The organism is Variovorax sp. HJSM1_2 (assembly GCF_049316285.1).
Lineage (GTDB): Bacteria > Pseudomonadota > Gammaproteobacteria > Burkholderiales > Burkholderiaceae_C > Rhodoferax_B.
Genome location: NZ_JBMOXA010000006.1, coordinates 184,016 through 203,534, shown reverse-complemented (window position 1 = coordinate 203,534; position 19,519 = coordinate 184,016). Strand labels below are relative to the sequence as shown.

15 protein-coding genes are annotated in these 19,519 nt (G+C 62.8%); 9 read left to right on the top strand and 6 right to left on the bottom strand.

Features of this window, described 5'->3' with window-relative positions; genetic code table 11:
• Nucleotides 1–55 precede the first annotated feature (55 nt).
• Nucleotides 56–1,399, top strand: coding sequence for a dicarboxylate/amino acid:cation symporter (locus ACFQ95_RS09030; RefSeq protein ID WP_422830515.1), 1,344 nt, complete (start codon nt 56–58; stop codon nt 1,397–1,399).
• Between the two features lie 71 nt (nt 1,400–1,470).
• On the opposite strand, the gene ACFQ95_RS09025 is transcribed toward ACFQ95_RS09030, so the two are convergent.
• Nucleotides 1,471–2,505, bottom strand: coding sequence for an ABC transporter substrate-binding protein (locus tag ACFQ95_RS09025; protein WP_422830514.1), 1,035 nt, complete (start codon nt 2,503–2,505; stop codon nt 1,471–1,473).
• A 222-nt stretch (nt 2,506–2,727) separates the two neighbouring features.
• Here ACFQ95_RS09025 and ACFQ95_RS09020 point away from each other — a divergent pair, with 222 nt between their 5' ends.
• The 4 genes from ACFQ95_RS09020 to ACFQ95_RS09005 all read left to right on the top strand — a co-directional run bounded on the left by ACFQ95_RS09020 (nt 2,728) and on the right by ACFQ95_RS09005 (nt 6,363).
• A complete protein-coding gene (locus ACFQ95_RS09020) occupies nt 2,728–3,564 on the top strand; it encodes a class II aldolase/adducin family protein (protein WP_422830513.1) in 837 nt (278 codons plus the stop codon).
• Nucleotides 3,561–4,724: an acyl-CoA dehydrogenase family protein gene (locus ACFQ95_RS09015; protein WP_422830512.1), complete on the top strand. Its 1,164-nt coding sequence runs from the start codon at nt 3,561–3,563 to the stop codon at nt 4,722–4,724. The genes ACFQ95_RS09020 and ACFQ95_RS09015 overlap by 4 nt, the downstream gene beginning before the upstream one ends.
• A gap of 46 nt (nt 4,725–4,770) precedes the next feature.
• Nucleotides 4,771–5,703 (top strand): ABC transporter substrate-binding protein, encoded by a 933-nt coding sequence (locus ACFQ95_RS09010; protein WP_422830511.1) that lies wholly within the window; start codon nt 4,771–4,773, stop codon nt 5,701–5,703.
• A gap of 213 nt (nt 5,704–5,916) precedes the next feature.
• Nucleotides 5,917–6,363, top strand: coding sequence for a rhodanese-like domain-containing protein (locus tag ACFQ95_RS09005; RefSeq protein WP_422830574.1), 447 nt, complete (start codon nt 5,917–5,919; stop codon nt 6,361–6,363).
• 5 nt (nt 6,364–6,368) lie between these two features.
• Here the strand turns inward: ACFQ95_RS09005 and ACFQ95_RS09000 are convergent, their stop codons facing one another.
• Nucleotides 6,369–6,935 carry a PaaI family thioesterase gene (locus ACFQ95_RS09000; protein ID WP_422830510.1) on the bottom strand — a complete coding sequence of 189 codons (567 nt, stop codon included), beginning with the start codon at nt 6,933–6,935 and terminating at the stop codon, nt 6,369–6,371.
• 74 nt (nt 6,936–7,009) lie between these two features.
• On the opposite strand from ACFQ95_RS09000, the gene ACFQ95_RS08995 reads away from it, so the two are divergent.
• Both ACFQ95_RS08995 and ACFQ95_RS08990 read left to right on the top strand, forming a co-directional pair.
• Nucleotides 7,010–7,510 (top strand): MarR family winged helix-turn-helix transcriptional regulator, encoded by a 501-nt coding sequence (locus ACFQ95_RS08995; RefSeq protein ID WP_422830509.1) that lies wholly within the window; start codon nt 7,010–7,012, stop codon nt 7,508–7,510.
• Nucleotides 7,511–8,749 (top strand): MFS transporter, encoded by a 1,239-nt coding sequence (locus ACFQ95_RS08990; RefSeq protein ID WP_422830508.1) that lies wholly within the window; start codon nt 7,511–7,513, stop codon nt 8,747–8,749.
• Nucleotides 8,750–8,757: 8 nt separating this feature from the next.
• On the opposite strand, the gene ACFQ95_RS08985 is transcribed toward ACFQ95_RS08990, so the two are convergent.
• The 3 genes from ACFQ95_RS08985 to ACFQ95_RS08975 all read right to left on the bottom strand — a co-directional run bounded on the left by ACFQ95_RS08985 (nt 8,758) and on the right by ACFQ95_RS08975 (nt 14,771).
• A complete protein-coding gene (locus ACFQ95_RS08985) occupies nt 8,758–10,182 on the bottom strand; it encodes an efflux transporter outer membrane subunit (protein WP_422830507.1) in 1,425 nt (474 codons plus the stop codon).
• 1 nt (nt 10,183) lies between these two features.
• Nucleotides 10,184–13,327, bottom strand: coding sequence for an efflux RND transporter permease subunit (locus tag ACFQ95_RS08980; protein WP_422830506.1), 3,144 nt, complete (start codon nt 13,325–13,327; stop codon nt 10,184–10,186).
• Nucleotides 13,328–13,607: 280 nt separating this feature from the next.
• The gene (locus tag ACFQ95_RS08975) at nt 13,608–14,771 is read right to left on the bottom strand and encodes an efflux RND transporter periplasmic adaptor subunit (protein ID WP_422830505.1); all 1,164 of its coding nucleotides are present in this window, start codon (nt 14,769–14,771) and stop codon (nt 13,608–13,610) included.
• 117 nt (nt 14,772–14,888) lie between these two features.
• Here ACFQ95_RS08975 and ACFQ95_RS08970 point away from each other — a divergent pair, with 117 nt between their 5' ends.
• Entirely contained in the window at nt 14,889–15,581 is a 693-nt protein-coding gene (locus tag ACFQ95_RS08970; protein WP_422830504.1) for a TetR/AcrR family transcriptional regulator, read from the top strand.
• Between the two features lie 443 nt (nt 15,582–16,024).
• Nucleotides 16,025–18,397, top strand: coding sequence for a DNA polymerase II (locus ACFQ95_RS08965; protein ID WP_422830573.1), 2,373 nt, complete (start codon nt 16,025–16,027; stop codon nt 18,395–18,397).
• 138 nt (nt 18,398–18,535) lie between these two features.
• Here ACFQ95_RS08965 and ACFQ95_RS08960 read toward each other — a convergent pair whose 3' ends face one another.
• Nucleotides 18,536–19,495 (bottom strand): Bug family tripartite tricarboxylate transporter substrate binding protein, encoded by a 960-nt coding sequence (locus ACFQ95_RS08960; protein ID WP_422830503.1) that lies wholly within the window; start codon nt 19,493–19,495, stop codon nt 18,536–18,538.
• Nucleotides 19,496–19,519 lie beyond the last annotated feature (24 nt).

The following is a 19,519-nucleotide window of genomic DNA, read 5'->3' as shown; positions in this document are numbered from 1 at the left end:
ACTGGGCCGGGCGCGCCTGCGTGCCCAGATCACTCGAATGACCAGGAGCCAAACCATGCTTGCCATCCCCACCCCAACCGCTGCGCCCGTGCGCTTACCGTTTTACCGGCAGCTCTACTTTCAGGTCGTGCTGGCGATCATCCTGGGGGTGCTGCTGGGCCATTTCGAACCGAAATTTGCGGCTGAATTCAAGCCGCTGGGCGACGCCTTCATCAAGCTGGTGAAGATGATCATTGCGCCGGTGATTTTCCTGACCATCGTCACCGGTATTGCCAGCATGACGCACCTGAGCACCGTGGGCCGGGTGTTTGCCAAAGCCATGGCTTACTTCCTGTTCTTCTCGACCCTGGCGCTGGTGGTGGGCCTGGTGGTCGCCAACGTGTTGCAGCCTGGCACGGGCATGCACATCAACCCGGCTGACCTGGACCAGAAGGAAGTGACCTCCTACGTCGCCAAGTCGCACGAAATGAGCCTGGTGGGCTTCGTGATGGACATCATTCCGAAGACGCTGATCAGCCCGTTTGTCGGCGACAACATTCTGCAGGTGCTGTTGGTGGCAGTGTTGTTTGGTGTGTCGTTGGCGATGGTGGGTGATGCGGGCAAGCCGGTGCTCAATTTCCTGGAAGCGCTCACCAAGCCCATCTTCAAGCTGGTGCACATCGTGATGAAGGCCGCGCCGATTGGTGCTTTTGGTGCCATGGCGTTCACCATAGGCAAGTTCGGCCTGGGCTCGCTGGTCAACCTGGCGGGCCTGGTGGCCACGTTCTACATCACCTCGCTGCTGTTTGTGGTGGTGATTCTGGGGGGCGTGGCACGTGCTTGCGGCTTCTCGGTGTTCAAGCTGATCCGTTACCTGAAGGCCGAACTGCTGCTGGTGCTGGGCACCTCGTCTTCTGAATCTGCCTTGCCATCGTTGATGGAAAAGATGGAAAAAGCCGGTTGCAGCAAGTCTGTGGTGGGGCTGGTGGTGCCCACGGGTTATTCGTTCAACCTGGATGGCACAAACATCTACATGACGCTGGCGGCGCTGTTCATTGCGCAGGCCACCGACACCCACCTGACGCTGGGCCACCAGGTCGCACTGCTGCTGGTCGCCATGCTGAGCTCCAAGGGCGCAGCCGGCGTGACCGGCGCAGGCTTCATCACCCTGGCCGCCACCTTGGCCGTGGTGCCCGAAGTGCCGGTGGCCGGTATGGCGCTGATTCTGGGGGTGGACCGGTTCATGAGCGAGTGCCGTTCCTTGACCAACTTCATGGGCAACGCCGTGGCGACCGTGGTGGTGTCGCGCTGGGAAAATGCACTGGACCGTGACCAGCTCAAGCTGGCGTTGGACGGTGGCCCTAAGAGTGTGGACATCGATGACCTGCCGCTGTCGGGGGCATTGCCTGTAGGCAAGTAAGCTTGCTGCCCATCCGTTGATGCGTTGTTGAAAAGAGGCCCGTTGGGGCCTCTTTTTTTGTTTGAGCTGCGTCAGACTGCGGCGGGTGTAGCTTGCAGCGCAGAGGCGAAGCTGCGGTCCCACAGCGGCGCGACCTGCGCCGGGCCGTCCAGCACGCCGAGTTGCAAAAAGGTATCGGCCCCGGCCTGGTGGCCTTTCACCACATCTTCGGTCACCGGGCGCAGGTCGTAGTCGGTGCTGCGGGCGTTCCAGAGTTCCACCAGATCACCCACGGGCACACGGGTTTCGGCGGCCTGGGCGCGCGCGTAGGCCAGGTAGTTGCTGTTGGACCACAGGTAGGCGCGGCGCAGGCGCTGCAGGTAGTCGCTGATGGCCGCGTGTTTCAAGGGCTCGGCTACCGATTTCGGGTTGGCGTAGATCGGGAAGTTGCCCGACAGATAACCCAGCCCGGTCTTGAGCACACGGGCACCATAACGCAGGCGTGCGAGTTGGCCGTTGTAGCCGTAGATGGCCCAGGCGTCGAGGTCGCCACGATCAAAGGCCGAGAGTCCATCGGCCGGCGTGAGGTTGATGGCGTTGATGTCGCTGAACGACAGACCGGCCTCGGCCAACTGCTTGCTCAGGAAGTAATGCGCGGTGGTGGCGCGCACGTAGCCCACACGTTTGCCCTTGAGATCGGCAATGCGTTGAATCGGCGCGTCCTTGCGCGCCAGGGTGACCTGGTTGTTCAGGTCTTCACGCACCACGGCGATGAACTTCACCTGCGCCTTTTGCCGCGCGGCGAACAGCGCCGGGATCTCGCTGCCCGAGCCCAGGTCGAGTGCGTCGCCGTTGATCGCCTCAATGTGCAGCACACCGTTGTTGAGTTCGTGCCACTCGATGCGGTAAGGTGTTTGCGCCTGTCCGGCGGCGGTGAAGAGCGCACGCCACAAACCTTTGTAGGTACCTATGCGCAATGTGACCTTGGACAGATCGGGCGTGGTGGCGGCGCTGGCGGCGAATACCGGGCCGGCGATGGCACTGGCTCCCACAGCCGAGATCGCCCTCAGCAGCGAGCGGCGGCGCGGGGAATTGGTGAGAGCGGGGGGAACTGGGGTAGCGGTCATGGAGGCAGGCCTTTCAAGCGGGCGGTCACAAAACCCAGAGCTTGGCCCCGGCGGCGCGTGGCTGCAAAGATCGATGGGTAGCAACGATATGCAGTAAATGTCTGCCGCCGAACGGGCTTGCGCTACATGCCGAAACCGCATGTCTTCACGCGGTTTTCTTCGTTGTCGTGCACCTGGGGCCTGCCTAGAGTGGGGCTGTTGTTTCCCCTACAGAAAGCCCCCATGTCCGCAGTGCTGTCCGTGCCCGACCTTGAAGAACTTGCCCGCAGTGTCAAGCGCCCGTTGAACCATCCGGCGCAACGCCACGATTGGTTTGACGCGGCCGCGCCGCGCAGCAGCCACGCGGCCGAGCGCCGGCACCGGCAGGAAAACCTGGCGGTGGCCTTCAGGCTGTTTGCGCAGCAGGGCTTTGACTACGGCCTGGCCGGGCACATCACCGCGCGCGACCCTGAGTTCACCGACCACTTCTGGGTCAACCCGCTGGGTGTTCACTTCTCGCAGATCAAGGTGTCCGACCTGCTGCTGGTGAACCACAAGGGGGAGATCGTCATCGGCCAGGGTCCGCTGAACCGCGCCGCGTTTGCCATCCATGCGGCCTTGCACGAGGTGCGCCCGGATGTGGTGGCTGCGGCACACACCCATTCAACCTATGGCAAAGCCTGGTCGGCCCTGGGCCGCCGGCTGGACCCGCTGTCGCAGGACGCCTGCATTTTTTATGAAGACCATGCCTTGTTCGATGACTTCACGGGTGTGGTGCTGGAGACCGATGAAGGCTTTCGCATTGGCAAGGCCCTGGGCCAGCAGAAAGCCGTGATCCTGCAAAACCATGGCATCTTGACCGCAGGCCCGAGTGTGGAGGCCGCCGCCTGGTGGTACATCGCGCTGGAAAACACCTGCAAGGCGCAATTGCTGGCCGAAGCCGCCGGTGTGCCACGCCCCATACGCCCCGACGTGGCGCGGCATACCCACAGCCAGATTGGCGGGCCGGGTGGAGCGGTGTTCTCGTTTAAAAGCTTGTTCGACGTGCTGGTGCGCCGGGAACCCGAGGTGTTGCTGTGAACGCGCCTTTGACCCCGGCGCAAGTGGCCGGCACTTTGGCCGCGGGTTTTGCCAGCCGTGCCGCCACACACGACCGCGAAGGCAGTTTTCCACACGCCAATTTCGCCGAGCTGCAGGAGGCCGGTTTGCTGGCCCTGGCAGCGCCACGTGCATTGGGCGGACAGGGGGCGCCCGTGGGGGTGCTGGCCGAGGTGATTGGTGCGTTGGGCCATGCCTGCCCGGCCACGGCACTGGTGCTGACCATGCAATACATGCAACACCGCAGCATGGGCCGGGAGGGGGCGGCCTGGCCACCGGCGCTGGCAGCGCAATTGGTGCAGGAGTCGGTGCACGAGGTGTCGCTGGTGAACGCGCTACGGGTGGAGCCTGAGCTAGGATCGCCCGCGCGTGGCGGCCTGCCCGCAACGGTGGCACGCCGCACGGCAGACGGCTGGCGCATCAGCGGTCACAAGGTGTACTCCACCGGCGCGCCCATACTGCGCTGGCTGGTGGTGTGGGCGCGCACCGATGAGGCAACACCCCGCGTGGGCTCGTTTGTGGTGCGCAGCGACGCGCCTGGCGTCAAGGTGCTGCCCACCTGGGACCACTTGGGCCTGCGCGCCAGCGGCAGCCACGATGTGTTGTTCGACGATGTGGCCCTGCCGGCCGAACATGCGCTGGAGCTGCGCCAGCCACAGGACTGGGCCTATGGCCCGGCGGCGGCGCAATCTGCGCAGGCCATGCAGGCCGAGATGGCCTTGCTGCTGGGCGCGCTCTACACCGGTGTGGCGCGTGCCGCGCGCGACTGGTTGGTGGGCTTTTTGCAGGAGCGCAAGCCGGCCAGCCTGGGCGCTGCCTTGGCCAGCCTGCCACGTGCGCAGGAAGCGCTGGGCCACATCGAGGGCTTGCTGCTGGTGAACCAACGCTTGTTGGGCAGCCTGGCGCAAACCCTGGATGCCGGTGGTCTGCCGGCTTCGGCCGAAAGCGGCCTGGTGAAGGCGCAAACCACCCACAACGCCGTCGCGGTGGTGCAGGGCGCTTTGGCGCTCAGCAGCAACCATGGTTTGTCGCGCCACAACCCACTGGAGCGCCACCTGCGCGATGCCTTGTGTGGCCGCGTGCACACGCCGCAAGACGACAGCGTGTACGTCGCCGCGGGCAAACATGCCCTCGGTTTGTGAGCTTGCAGTCCCTCGTTTCAACGATTGTTTTTAAGCTGAATCCATCATGTTAAGACGCCAATTCCACCGCGCCGCCTTCACCGCGGCCACCACCCTGCTGGCCGCACCCTGGGTGCAGGCCCAAGGCCGCCCCGTGCTGCGCGCCGGCGACCAGAAAGGCGGCTTGCGTGCCTTGCTCGAAGCCGCTGACGGTTTAAAAGACCTGCCTTACGACATCCAGTGGAGCGAATTTCCCGCCGCTGCGCCTTTGGCCGAAGCGCTCAACGCCAATGCGGTTGACCTGGGCCCGATTGGCGACGGCCCTTTGTTGTTCACCCTGGCGGCCGGCAGCCGTGTCAAAGCCTTTGCGGCCAACCGCTCCGATGCCTATGGCACGGCGGTGCTGGTGCGCCCCGATTCCACTTTGAAAACCGCGGCCGACCTCAAGGGCAAACGTATAGGCACCAACCGTGGCTCTGTGGGCCACCTGGTGGCGCTCAGGGCATTGGAGTCGGCCGGCCTGCGCGCGAGCGACGCCGACTTTCGTTTCTTGCCACCGCCCGAAGCCAAGCTGGCGTTGACACAGGGCTCTATAGACGCCTGGTCGACCTGGGAGCCCTATACCGCGCTGGCCGAAACCGGCGGCCATGCGCGGGTGTTGGTGAATGGGCGTGGCCTGATGACGGGCTTGAGTTTTCTCGCCGCCACCGACGACGCCTTGAAAAGCAAGCGTGCCGCGCTGCGCGACTTTCAGCAACGTGTGGAGCGGGCACAGCTCTGGTCGTACCAACACTCGGCTGAGTTTGGCGCTGCTCTGGCGCGCATCATCGGCATCCCGGCCGATGCCGCCAAGCTGCAGTTTGAACGCCGTGCCACACGCTGGATTCCCATCGATGCACAAGTGCTGAAAGACCAGCAAAACACGGCCGATTTCTACCTCGCCGCCGGCCTGATCCGCCAACGCCTGGACGTGAGTGGCACGTTTGATTCGGCGGCCTGAGCCCGCAGCTTGAGTGCGCCAAAGGCCTGAGATTTTCAAAGGGAGAAAAAGCCCATGACGACACCGATGCAACTCTCGTTGCGCCCCGTGTTTGGCCGCCTATTGGGCCGCCCCGTGATAGGCAAGCCCGCGCTGCCGCCGAATCACCCTCGCTGGTCGTTCGCCATCTGGGCGGCCGCGCTCGCAGGAGAACCTTTGGCGGCGCGTGGCGAGGTGCCGGTTTTGCCCGGCAAGGCCGAAGCGGGTGCGACGGACGAGCCATTGCCCACCAGCGTAGAGCCTACGCGGGCCTGGTCGCTGGTGCAGGCCGGAGACGCCTTGCTGGTCGATGTGCGTTCGAGCGCCGAGTACCGTTTTGTCGGCCATGTGCCGGGCAGCCTGCATCTGCCCTGGGCCGAGGGTTTGCCGCTGATCCGCAACCCCTTGTTCCTGCGTGAACTCGAAGCCCTGGTGGCCGATGCGGCGACGCCGGGTTTTCCGGTGCTGCTCTTGTGCCGCAGTGGCAAACGCTCAGCCTTGGCGGCACAGGCCGCCGCGCGCGCCGGTGTGCCTAACGTGTGGTTTGTGCGCGAAGGTTTCGAGGGGGATCAAAACGACGCCAAGCAGCGCGGCCGTTTTGATGGCTGGCGTTTCCACGGCCTGCCGTGGGTGCAGGATTAGATTCTTTAACGCGACGGCATCTCAAACACCAAACACGTGGTCGTGGCATGCGCGTAAAGCGTGCCATCGGGCCCCACCAGCCGCGCGTCTGCGGTGGCCAACTGGCGGCCGCAGTGCAGCACCTTGCCCTCGGCGCGCACCAGGGGCACCTTGGGGGTCAGCGCTTTCACAATGTTCACGCTGAGTTCGGCCGTGGTGTAGCCCCGGCCAGCGGGCATCATGGAATGCACGGCGCAGCCCAGCGCTGAATCCAGCATGGTGGCAAACCAGCCACCATGCACTGTACCCATGGGGTTGAGCAGCGCGGGGCCCGTGCGTCCCTGGAACACCGCGCGCCCAAGTGCCACTTCCATCAACTGAAAGTTCACCGTCTTGGCGATGGGCGGGTAGGGCAGCTCGCCGGCCAGCATGGCTTGCATCATTTCCAGCCCGGTTTTGCCGACCAGTTGATCGGGCCGGGCCACGCCCGGGCCAGCGCCCGCCAGCATGCGTTGGCTCATGTCGGCTTCAGCGGCCAGCCAATCGGCCAGCAGGTCAGGCCTCACTTCAGTTGAGGGGGCGGTGGTGCTCATGGTATAGGCCTTTCTTCAGCTGGGTTTGAAATTTAAAAAATTGCATATGCAACTATTGCAGCTACAATGATGCCATGATTGCACCTGCAGATGTTTCCCCAGATGTCGCCTCCGCGCCAGAGGTGGCGCTCAAGCCGCAAGGCTGTACCAACCTCAAGCTGCGCCAGTTGATGCGCCGTGTAGGGCGTTTCTACGACGCCGAATTGGCCGGTGCCGGGCTCAAGACCACGCAGTATTCGCTGCTGACTTGCCTGGCCAAAAAGGGCCCTATGCGCCCGGCGGATCTGGCCAAGCTGTTGAAGATGGAGGCCTCCACCCTGACACGCAATGTGCAGCCCACCATTGCGGCCGGTTGGGTGGAGCAAAGCGCCGGGCCCGATGGCCGCAGCCGCATGCTCACACTCACCGAGGCCGGCCGCGAGAAGCGCCAGTTGGCCCAGCGCCGCTGGCGGGTGGCGCAAGAGCAGTTGAACCAATTGCTGGGTGTGGAGCGGGTCATCGCGCTGCACCAGCTGGTTGATGAATCCCTGGCCCTGTTGTCGCCAGAGGCCGTTGAAGCTTTCGAGGAACTTTAAATGTCCACCACTCCTTTGAATCCATCGAAGATCCACCCCGCGTGGCTGATTCTGCTGGCCGCCGCCGGTGCGTTTGCGCTGACCATGGGCGTGCGCCAAAGCATGGGCTTGTTTCTTAGCCCGATCAACACGGCCACCGGCCTGGGGGTCGGGCAGATCAGCCTGGCGTTTGCGTTTGGCCAGTTGTGGTGGGGGCTGACGCAGCCGTTCGCCGGTGCCATGGCCGACAAGGTGGGCACAGGCCGTGTGGTGCTCACGGGTGTGCTGCTGATTGTGCTGGGCACGTTCATCACCCCCTTCATGACCAGCACCTGGGGGCTGATCCTGGCCATTGGTGTGTTGTCGGCCGGCGGCGCCGGCATGGCCGGGCCGTCGGTGCTGATGGCCGCCACCACACGTTTGCTGCCACCCGAGCGACGCGGCTTTGCCACCGGCGTGGTGAACGCTGGTGGTTCATTTGGCCAGTTTCTGGTGGCGCCCTTGGCCGGTGCGTTGACCGTGGGCTTGGGTTGGGGTGGTGCGCTGCAGGTGTTGGCGGTGCTGACGCTGTTGGCGCTGCCGGCCGCCTGGGTGCTGCGTGGCAACAGCAGCAGTCTGGCCGCATCGGCGGGTGCGCCGGTGGTCAACCAGACGGCTTCCGAGGCCATTCGCACCGCTCTGCGCACGCCCAGTTATCTGATGCTGAGCGCGGGTTTCTTTGTCTGTGGTTTCCACGTGGCGTTTTTGGCCACCCACTTGCCGGGTGTGATCGAGGCTTGTGGCCTGTCGCCGCAGTGGGGCGGTTGGGCCCTGTCGGTGCTGGGCCTGTTCAACATCGTGGGCAGCCTGAGTATGGGCTGGGCCGTGGGCCGCTGGCGCATGAAGTCGCTGCTGACCCTGGTGTACGCCAGCCGCGCGCTGGGCATTGTGCTGTTTCTGTTGGCGCCCAAAACGGGTTTTGTGGTGCTGGTTTTCGCCGCGTGGATGGGCGTGAGTTTCCTGTCTACCGTGCCGCCCACGGCTGGCTTGGTGGCCAAGATGTTTGGCACGCGCCACATGGCCATGCTGTTCGGCATGGTGATGCTGGCGCACCAGTTGGGCGGTTTTTTGGGCGCCTTGCTGGGCGGCAAGGTATTTGCGGCCACCGGCAGCTACAACTGGATGTGGTACGCCGACATCGTGCTCGCGATTGGCGCCGCGCTGGTGCATTTGCCGATACGCGAAGCCAAGCTGCCGCCGCGTGTGGCAGTGGCAGCGTAAACCCACGGTCAGCTGGCGCCGGCTACGCCGCCTCCCAGAGCGCGGTACAGCGTGACCTGGTTTTCCAGCGCCGTGAGGCGCGTGGTGACCAGGCTCTTTTGTGCGCTGTACAAGCTGCGTTGTGCATCCAGCGCGTTGAGGAAGCTGTCCACACCTTTGACGTAGCGCGCGGTGGCCAGTTGGTAGCTGTCGTTGGCGGCCAGCACCAGGGCCTCTTGCGCGGCGAGTTGTTCACGCATGCTGCCTTGGCGTGCCAGCGCATCGGCGACTTCGCGGAATGCGGTTTGCACGGCCAGTTCGTAGGTTGAGACATAGAGTTTTTGCTGTGCTTCTGAATACGCCAGATTCGCCTTGTTGGCGCCACCATCAAAAATCGGCAGGCTCAAGGCGGGCGCCAGCGACCAGATGCCGGCACCGCCACTGAACAGGCTGGACAAGGCTGCGCTGGCGACACCGGCGCTGGCGGTGAGCGACAGCGTGGGGAAAAACGCCGCACGTGCCGCGCCAATGTTGGCGTTGGCCGACTTCAACTGGTGCTCGGCTTGAAGCACGTCAGGGCGCTGCAGCAACACGCTGGACGACAGGCCCGCTGGCACGGCGGCCAGGCTGCTTTTTGAATCAGGCAGTTCGCTGGGCAACAAGGCGTCATCGATGGCGCTGCCGGCCAACAGTTCGAGCGCATTGCGGTCTTGTGCGATGCTGGTGGTGGCTGTGGCCACGTCGGCGCGGGCTTGCTGGTAAACGGTTTCGGCCTGGCGCACGTCCACACGTGAGGTCACGCCGGCTTCCAGCCGCTTTTGCGTCAGCGCCATGGAGTTTTGCGCGCTGGCCATTGTGCTTTGGGCGATGGCGAGTTGGTTGCGGTCGGCTGCCAGCGTGTACCACGCCATGGCGGTTTCCGCGATCAGGCTGATGCGGGTGGCGCCGGCGGCTTCTTCGGTGGCGAGATAACTTTCGAGCGATGCATCACTCAAGCTGCGCACCCGGCCAAACAGGTCCAGCTCGTATGCGCTGATGCCTATGCTGGCGCTGGCCGATTCTGCGATGCCGGTGGCCGTGGTGCCGCTGTTGTTGCCGGTGATCGTGCCGCGCGCACGTGTGCCGTTGACACCCGCGTTCAGCGTGGGCAACTCGGCCGCGCGTTGCACGCGGTACTGCGCGCGCGCCGATTCGATGTTGGCAATGGTTTTGCGCAGGTCGCGGCTGTTGTTCAGCGCTTGGCTTATGACGGTTCGCAGACGCTCATCGAGTATGAAGTCGCGCCATGGAATGTCGGCGGCCCTGGTGCTCGCTGCCGTTGGCGTGGCGTAAGCCGCGCCCGTGGGCCAGCTGGCGGCCACAGGCGAGGCTGGTTGTTCATAGGTAGGCGCCATGCTGGAGCAGGCGCTCAACACCAGGCTGGCCAGCAGCGTGAGTATGTGTTTTTTTGTCATGTCAGATTCCCTGGGCCGCTTCGCCACGTGTGTGCGCCAGCGTTGGTGTAGGTGCGCTGAACAGCTTGCGCACCAGCACAAAAAACAGCGGCACGAAGAAGATGGCCAGCACGGTGGCGGTGAAGGTGCCACCGACAATGCCCGTGCCAATGGAGATGCGGCTGTTGGCGCCCGCGCCGCTGGACAAGGCCAGCGGCATGACCCCAGCGATGAACGCCAGCGAAGTCATCAAGATTGGCCGCAAGCGCAAACGCGCACCTTCGATGGCCGAGGCCACCAGGCCCGTGCCGCGCTGGAAGGCCGCCTCGGCAAACTCCACGATCAAAATCGCGTTCTTCGCCGCCAGGCCAATGGTGGTCAGCAAGGCGACCTGAAAGTACACGTCGTTTTCCAGCCCGCGCAAGGTGGCGGCCAACACCGCGCCCACCACACCCAGCGGAATCACCAGCAGTACCGACAGCGGCACCGACCAGCTTTCATACAAGGCTGCCAAACACAGGAACACCACCAGGATGGAGATGGCGTACAGCATGCTCGTTTGGCCGCTGGCCAAACGCTCCTGATACGACAGGCCGCTCCAGGCAAAGCTGCTGCCCGGGGGCAATTGGCCCGCCAGGGTTTCCATTTGGTCCATGGCCGTGCCGGAGCTGATGCCGCTGGCGGCCGCGCCTTGAATGGCGTAAGAGGCCAGGCCGTTGTAGCGCGACAGGCTTTCCGGCCCATAGGTCCACTCGGTGGTGGCAAAGGCCGAGAACGGTGTCATCGCATCCGAGTCGCCACGTACACGCCATTGGTTGATGTCGTCGGGCTTGGCGCGGAAGGGGGCGTCGGCCTGCATGTAGACCTTCTTCACGCGCGCACGGTCTATGAAGTCGTTCACGTAGGTGCCGGCCCAGGCCGAGCTCAGCGTGGCGTTGATGTCGTCCAGCGACAAACCTAGCGACAAGGCCTTGGCCTGGTCCACGTTGACCTTGAGCTGCGGTGTGTCTTCCATGCCGCCCGCACGCACGGCTGTGAGCTGTGTGTCTTTGCCGGCCGAACTCAGCAGGCTGTCGCGCATGCTTTTCAGCGTGGCACGCTTGGTGCCGGCGTCGGCCTGCAGTTGGAACTCGAAGCCGTTGGACTGACCCAGGCCCTGGATGGCTGGCGGGTTCAACGCAAACACCTGCGCGTCGCGCACGCTGCCCAGTGCTTTGGTGGCGCGGCCGGAAATCGCATCGGCGCGGTTTTGCGCACCGCTGCGCTGGCTCCAGTCTTTGAGCGAGACAAAGGCCATGCCGGCGTTTTGCCCGCTGCCACTGAAGTTGAACCCGGAGATGGTGAAGATGGCTTCGGTGTTGTCTTTTTCCGCGCTCAGGAAGTGTTGTTCCACCTGCTTGGCCACATCCATGGTGCGGCTCACCGAGGCACCTACGGGCAGGGTGTATTGCACCATGGCTTCGCCTTGGTCTTCATTCGGCAGGAAGCCTGTGGGCAGGCGCGTAAACAACACCGCCAACGCGCCCAGAATCAAACCGTAGACCAGCATCCAGCGCAGCGGGGTCTTCAACATGCGGGTGACACGGCCCTCGTAGCGGCCCAGCAGACGGTCAAAAGTGCTGTTGAACCAACCGGCCAAGCCGCGCGCCGAAGCTTCGCCTTCATGATGCTTCAAGAGCGTTGCGCACAGGGCGGGCGTTAACGTCAACGCCACCACCACCGACAGCGCCATCGACGACACAATGGTGATGGAGAACTGGCGGTAGATCACGCCGGTCGAGCCGCTGATGAAGGCCATGGGCAGGAACACCGCCGACAGCACCACGGCAATGCCGACCAGTGCGCCGGTGATTTCCTGCATGGACGCAATAGTGGCCTCGCGCGGCGAGAGCTTCTTCTCGCGCATCAGCCGCTCGACGTTTTCCACCACCACAATCGCATCGTCCACCAGCAGGCCGATCGACAGCACCATGCCAAACATCGTCAAGGTGTTGATGGAATAACCAAACACCGACAACACACCAAACGTGCCGAGCAGCACCACCGGCACGGCAATCGCCGGAATCAAGGTGGCGCGCCAGTTCTGCAGGAAAACAAACATCACAATCACCACCAGGGCGATGGCTTCAAACAGCGTCTTCACCACTTCTTCGATGGAGATCTTGATGAACTTGGTGCTGTCTTTGGGGTAGGCCACCTGGTAGCCCGTGGGCATGCCGGGCTGCAGCTTTTCAATGGTGGCGCGTACACGTGTGGCGGTGGAGAGTGCATTCGCGCCAGGTGCCAATTGCACGGCCAGGCCGGAGGCCGGGTGGCCGTTCAGGCGCGTCACGTTGTCGTAGCTTTCGCTGCCGATCTCCACCCGCGCCACGTCACCCAGGCGCACCATGGCGCCATGGCTGTCGTGTTTGACCACGATGGCGCGAAACTGCTCGGGCGTTTGCAGCTTGGACTGCGCCGTCACCGTGGCATTCAGTTGCTGGCTGCTGGCCGCCGGCAGCGCGCCAATCTTGCCGGCCGAGACCTGTGCGTTCTGCGCCTCGATGGCGCTCTGGATGTCGGACGGCATCAAGCTGTAGCCCGCAAGCTTGGCCGGGTCCAGCCAGATGCGCATGGCGTATTGCGAGCCGAAGACCTGCACACCACCCACGCCGTCGACGCGGGCGATCGGGTCCTGGATGTTGCTCACCAGGTAGTCGGCAATGTCGCTGGCGCTGGCCTTGTCGGTGGCGTCATACAGGGCGGCAATCATCAGAAAGTCGGTCTGCGACTTGGTGACCGTCACGCCGAGTTGCTGCACCGCATTGGGCAGCCGTGTCAGCGCTTGCTGTACCTTGTTTTGCACTTGCACCTGGGCGGTGTCGGGGTTGGTGCCTTGTTTGAAGGTGACGTTGATGCTGGCGCTGCCGGCCGAACTGCTGCTCGACGAAAAGTACAACAGGCCATCCAGGCCGGTGAGCTGCTGCTCCAGGATTTGCGTGACGCTGTTTTCCACCGTTTCGGCGGAGGCACCGGTGTAGGTGGCCTGGATGCGCACGGTGGGCGGCGCCACATCGGGGTATTGCGCCACGGGCAGTGACGTGATGGAGGCCGCACCGGCCAGCATGATGGCGATGGCGATGACCCAGGCGAAGATGGGCCGGTTGACGAAGAAACGGGCGAGCATGGTTAGGGCCTGTTAACACTATGAATACAAGATGCGTTGCGAGTCCAAAGGGCCAGAGGCGAGGCGCAAAACGCGGCCGGGGTAAACCCCGGCAAGGCTTTACAACGATGCGGCTGGTCTTTTGGGCTGCAACCCTTAGGGAACGCGGTTAAAAAACCGCCACTCCGCGTTGCTTTCCTAGGCCAGGCATGAGCCTGGCCGTCAAAGTTCTGATGGCACAGCGCCTTGATTGGCGGCTTTTTAATCACGTTCGCACTGGTATTCATAGTGTGAACAGGCCCTAGCGCTCCGTTGTGGTTTTGGCTGCCGAAGACAGGGCCAGCGCCTCGGCCTTGTTCGCGCCAACTTCTACTGGCTTCACCGTGTCGCCCTCCCGCACCTTGTTGCTGCCCTCGACCACGATGCGGTCGCCGGCTTGCAGGCCGCCGGACACCAGCCACTTGTCGTTGATGGCGCGTTGTGTGGTCACGCTGCGGCTGCTGATCTTGTTGTCGGCCGTGACCACCAGGGCCGTGGCATTGCCCTTGGGGTCGCGGCTGATGCCTTGTTGCGGCGCCAGGATGGCGTTCGGGTCTACGGCCTGGGCCAGCAGTGCCTGCACATACATGCCGGGCAGCAGGGCACCGTCGGGGTTGGGGAACTCGGCGCGCAGCGTCACCGAGCCCGTGGCTTCGTCCACCGCCACTTCGGCAAACTTCAGCTTGCCGGGCAGGGCGTAGGCGCTACCGTCCTCGAGCTTCAGGCTCACGTTGGCGCTGCCGGCCTTGAGCGCGCCCGAGGCAAGCGTGCGGCGCATCTGCAGCAGTTCAGCGCTGGATTGGGTGAGGTCCACATACATAGGGTCGAGCGCGCGTATGGTGGCCAAGGCCGTGGTCTGGCTGGCCGTGACCAAGGCCCCGGCAGTGACGCTAGATTTGCCGATGCGCCCCGAGATCGGTGCGCGCACCTGGGTGTAGTCGAGGTTGATGCGCGCCGTCGCCAGCGCGGCCTTCTTCTGCGCCACGGCCGCGACGGCTTGCTGGGCCGCGGCATGGGCGTCGTCCGCGTCCTGTTGCGACACGCCGTCAATCGCCAGCAGTTCGGCGTAGCGTGTGTCTTTGAGCTTGGCTGCGGCTACGGCGGCTTCGTCGCTGGCCAGGTTGGCGCGGGCTTCGTCGGCTGCGGCCTGGTAGCTCGAGGGGTCAATTTCATACAACACCTGGCCGGCTTTGACCAAGGCGCCTTCTTCAAATCTGCGTGCCTTGACGATGCCGCTGACCTGGGGGCGCACTTCGGACACCAAGGCCGCCGTGGTGCGGCCGGAGAGTTGGTTTTGCAGGGCCACGGCTTCGGTTTTGAGCGTGACCACAGCCACTTCGGTGATGCCGCGTGTAGGCGGGGCGGCTTTGTCGCTGCAGGCGCCAAGCAGCAGCGTGGCGGCCAGGATCAGGGTGGTGGTTTTCATGGTGAACGGCTTGTCTTGCGGCGTCCTCAAGGGGACTGGAGATGAATATAAATATGAGTGTGAACGTTCATTCTCATTTAAAATAAGATCACTTCCATTGCGCCGAGGTAAAGAAACGTGAACCGGTCCACCAGATCCGCCAGCTCCAACGGCATCCGTGCCGACCAAGAGCAAGCCAGTCCCGTGAAAGCTGCGCCGCGCCCGGCCAAGGCCGAGCGTGATGAATTGCGCCGCAGCGAAATTGCCGCTGCGGCGCGCGCGTGTGTGGTGCGCCACGGCTTTCACGCGGCCAGCATGGCGCAGATCGCCGAGCAGGCGAAGATGAGCGTGGGCCAGATCTACCGCTACTTCCCCAACAAGGAAGCCATAGTCCACGACATCGTCGAGCGCATCGTTTCGCAGCGCCTGGCGTGGATTGCCAGCAGCGCGCGGCAGTTTGATCTGGCCGCCTTCCTGGCCTCACGCATGTTCAGTGAAGACAAGGTCGAGATCGAAGACCGTGCCCTGCTGCTGGAAGTGACCGCCGAGGCCGCACGCAACCCGGTGGTGGCCGAGATCGTGAAAAAGGCCGACCACCGGCTGCACGCCCAAGCCATGGCGGCTGTGCGGGTGGACTACCCAGACCTGAGCGAGCGCGAAGCCGCCGCGCGTGTGGAGTTTGTCGCGGTGTTGTCCGAAGGCACGGCTTTCCGGCGCGCAACCGAACAGCCTGCCGACGTGGCGACATTGGAGGCCTTGTACCGCGAGGTGATAGGGCGGCTGTTTCCGCCGTCAAAGCCCGCCGCGCCTAAGAAGCGCAAAACGTCTTGAAGAGCTTGTGGCGCTCTTGTGTGTGTGCCACGCTTGCGTGAACCAGCAGCGGACCAGGTCAGCCATAAGCGGTGGCAATAAGCGGTGGCCATGAGCGGAGGCAATGAGCGGAGGCAATGAGCGGAGGCAATGGGCAAGTGTGAATGTCGCCTGTGGGCCCGACTGAGTCGCTTCGGCTTCACACAGAATTCGGCCAGGAACAGACATCCGGCTTCCTTGGTCAGAAACATGCTTCGACGGTGGTGGATATTCGAACAGGATTGGCTTGGGCGTCCGCCGCGTAGTGGACTCGCATCACCGCAGTTGGATGGAATGTTGGTATAGCCACTGGTGGTCACTGTTTTTTTGCACAGTGGGATAAACTGGGGCGCTATCTCTTGCGTAACAGAACCCCATCGCCCTTTAGCCTGTACTGAGTGCCGCGTCCAAGGCCCTGACTCCAAATTTCCGTGACCGAATTCAAGGGCTTCATCCTCACCCGCCATTGGCGGGATGCGCCGGCTGGCACAGAAATCGAGTTCTGGCTGGCGACCGAGGCCGGGCCGAGAAAGGTGCTCATCACCGAACAGACCTCGGTAGCCTTCGTCCCAACAGCGTATCGGGAAGTGGTCGAGGCGCAGCTGGCTGCATTTCCTCGTATGCAACTTCGCCCGCTTGAGTTGCGGACTTTCCATCAGGAACCGGTCTTCGGTGTCTACGCGACGCATTTTCGGCAACTTGGAAAACTGGCCCGCAGCCTTCAGCCGCTGAAGGTTCCGCTGTTGGAGGCCGACGTTCGTCCCCACGACCGCTACTTGATGGAGCGGTTCATCACTGCGGGTGTCCTCATCGAAGGCGGCCGCGTTGAAGGCTCGACCATCGTTGACTGCAGGCTCAAGCCCGCATCCGACTATAGGCCGGTGCTGAAGCTTGTGTCACTGGACATCGAGACCAGCCAACACGAGGCCTTGTATTCGGTTGCGTTGGACGGAATGGCCGAGCGCATCGTGTTCATTCTTGGCGAGCCACCGACGGATGTGGCCGAACCTCTGGATTTCGCGCTGATCTACTGTCCTACACGTAAGGCGATGGTCGAGAACCTCAACGCCTGGTTCGAACGCAACGACCCCGACGTCATCCTCGGTTGGAACGTGATTCAGTTCGACCTGCGGGTGCTTCAAAAGACGGCTGACGATTGCGGTGTTGAGCTGCTGCTGGGCCGAGACCGTCAAGCCATCCAGTGGCGTACCCATCCGGGCAAACAAGGCTACCTGTTCGCGCCAACACCTGGCCGACTGGTCATAGACGGCATAGACGCACTGAAGGCGGCGGTGTGGAGTTTTCCTTCCTTCAGTTTGGAGAATGTCTCGCAGACGCTGTTGGGGGAGGGTAAAGCCATTGGCGACGAGTACGACAAGATGGCCGAGATTGAGCGTCGGTATCAGGAGGACAAACCAGCCCTGGCCGTCTACAACATCCGCGATTGCGAGTTGGTTCTGCGCATCTTCGAAAAAGCCAAGCTTTTGCAGTTTGTATTGGAGCGGGCCCAAACGACAGGCCTGCAGGCCGACCACTTTGGCGGCTCCATCGCCGCATTTAGCCACCACTACCTGCCGCGTATGCACCGCCAAGGCTACGTCGCGCCCAATGTGGGCGAGATAGAGACCAAAGCATTTCCTGGCGGCTATGTCATGGACTCCAAGCCCGGCTTCTACGACTCAGTCGTGGTGCTGGACTACAAGAGCCTTTACCCCTCGATTATCAGAACTTTCCTCGTCGACCCCGTGGGTTATGCGGAAGGCATGAACTTGGCCGACACAGCGCTGGGCGTCGCTGGGCCCCAGGAGACCGTGTTCTCACGTGAGAAGCACTGCCTGCCGGAAATCGTGACCACTCTTTCAAAGGCCCGCGATGAAGCCAAGCGGGTCAAGAACGAGCCTTTGTCGCAGGCCCTGAAGCTGCTCATGAACTCCTTTGCCGGGGTGCTGGGTGCCACCGGATGCCGGTTCTTCAACCCCAAGCTGGTGTCCGCTGTGACCTTGCGTGGGCACGAGATGATGAAGCTGACCCGGGTGTTCGTCGAGGACCGAGGGTATGAAGCCATTTATGGCGATACCGACTCCATCTTCGTCTGGCTTAAAAAAGCCCACACGAATGACCAGGCACATGCTGTTGCGGCGCAACTGGTGAGAGACATCAACGCCTGGTGGACGCGGACTCTGCGTGAGGAGCAGGGTCTGGAGAACTTCCTGGAAATCGAGTTTGACACCCATTACAAGAGGTTCTTCATGCCAACCATCCGCGGGTCGGAGGTGGGCAGCAAGAAGCGTTATGCGGGGCTGAGCGTGGATGCAAGCGGACGGGAGATGATGGTTTATCGTGGCCTGGAGATGGCGCGCAGTGACTGGACTCCGTTGGCTCGCCAGTTCCAAGAAGGTTTGCTGACGCGCATCTTCCATGATGAGCCACACCGCGCGTTCGTCACCGACTATGCGCAGTCGATGCTGGCGGGGCAAAAGGATGACCTGCTCATCTACCGCAAGCGCTTGCGCCATCGCCTGGACGCCTACGAGGTCAACGTCCCGCCGCAAGTGCGCGCTGCGCGTATGGCAGACGAGCACAACGCGGCAGTTGGTCGACCCAAGCAGTACCAGAACGGCGGCTGGATTCAGTACGTCATGACCAGGGGTGGGCCAGAGCCGTTGGAGGTGCGCCAGTCCGGCATCGACTATGAACACTATTTATCCAAGCAACTTCAGCCGATTGCCGACGCCATTCTTTTTCCCTTCGGCGAGAGCTTTGGGTCTTTGACCACTTCCCAGCAAGACCTCTTTTAAGAGGGGGGCTTGGTGGGCTAGGCCACGGTTTCACTTCGGGCCCGCTGCTCCCCGAGCGGCCCAGGCTAACCCCAGTCACAAGGCTCTCAAGCCAACATTCAATGCGCCAATTCGACGGCACAAACAGGTAGGACTTGCCTAGTCCGCCTTGATACCGCGCGACTTGATAAGTTCTCGCCAACGAACATATTCTGTTGCCTGGAAGGCCGTGAACTCAGCCGGATTGCTGCCGACGATTTCGAGTCCTTGCTCGACCATACGCTTCTTGATCACTGGGTCGTTGATGGCCGCAATGGCTGCAGCCGCAATTTTTTGCTTCACAGCGGGCGGAAGACCTTTGGGTGCTGCGAGTCCCTGCCAGGAATAGACCTCAGCGCCCTTGACGCCAGATTCAGCAAGCGTGGGTACATCGGGCAGAACGGACGCGCGTTTGTCGCCAGTCACCGCCAGCGCGTGCAGCTTGCCTGCCTTGATTTGCTGGAGAACCGCGTTGACGTTTTGGAACGAGTACGCGACCTGGTTACCGAGCAAATCATTGATGGCTGGAGCACCTCCTTTGTAAGGAACATGCAGTCCCTCCGTGCCGGTCTGCTGCCAAAAGACTTCAGCGGAAAGATGGTCGGACGAGCCATTGCCCGAGCTGGCGAAGCTAATCTTTCCGGGGTTTGCTTTCAGCTCTGCGACCACGTCCGCAACGTTGCGGGATTTTTGCGCCGGACTCGCGACCAGCACATTGGGCGCTTGGACCGGAACACTCAGGTAGTCGAAGTCCTTGGTCGCATCGTAGGGCACAGACGGCAGCAAATGAGGCGCGACCACGTAGGAGCCCAGCGATGAAACCAACAGGGTGTAACCATCGGCTGGAGCACGCTTGACCATGCCCGCCCCAATGGTTCCCGTGGCCCCCGGCCGGTTGTCGACCACAAAGGATTGGCCAAACTTGTTCTGCATCTCGGTTGCAAGCGCACGGGCGACCATGTCTGTTGAGCCCCCCGCTGGAAAGGGAACGATGATGGTGACGGCTTTTTCAGGCCAACTGGTTTGCGCCATGGCAGTGCAAGTCATCACGAAGGCACATGCGGTGAGAAGTTTCTTCATTTCTTCGGTCTCCAAAAAATTGTT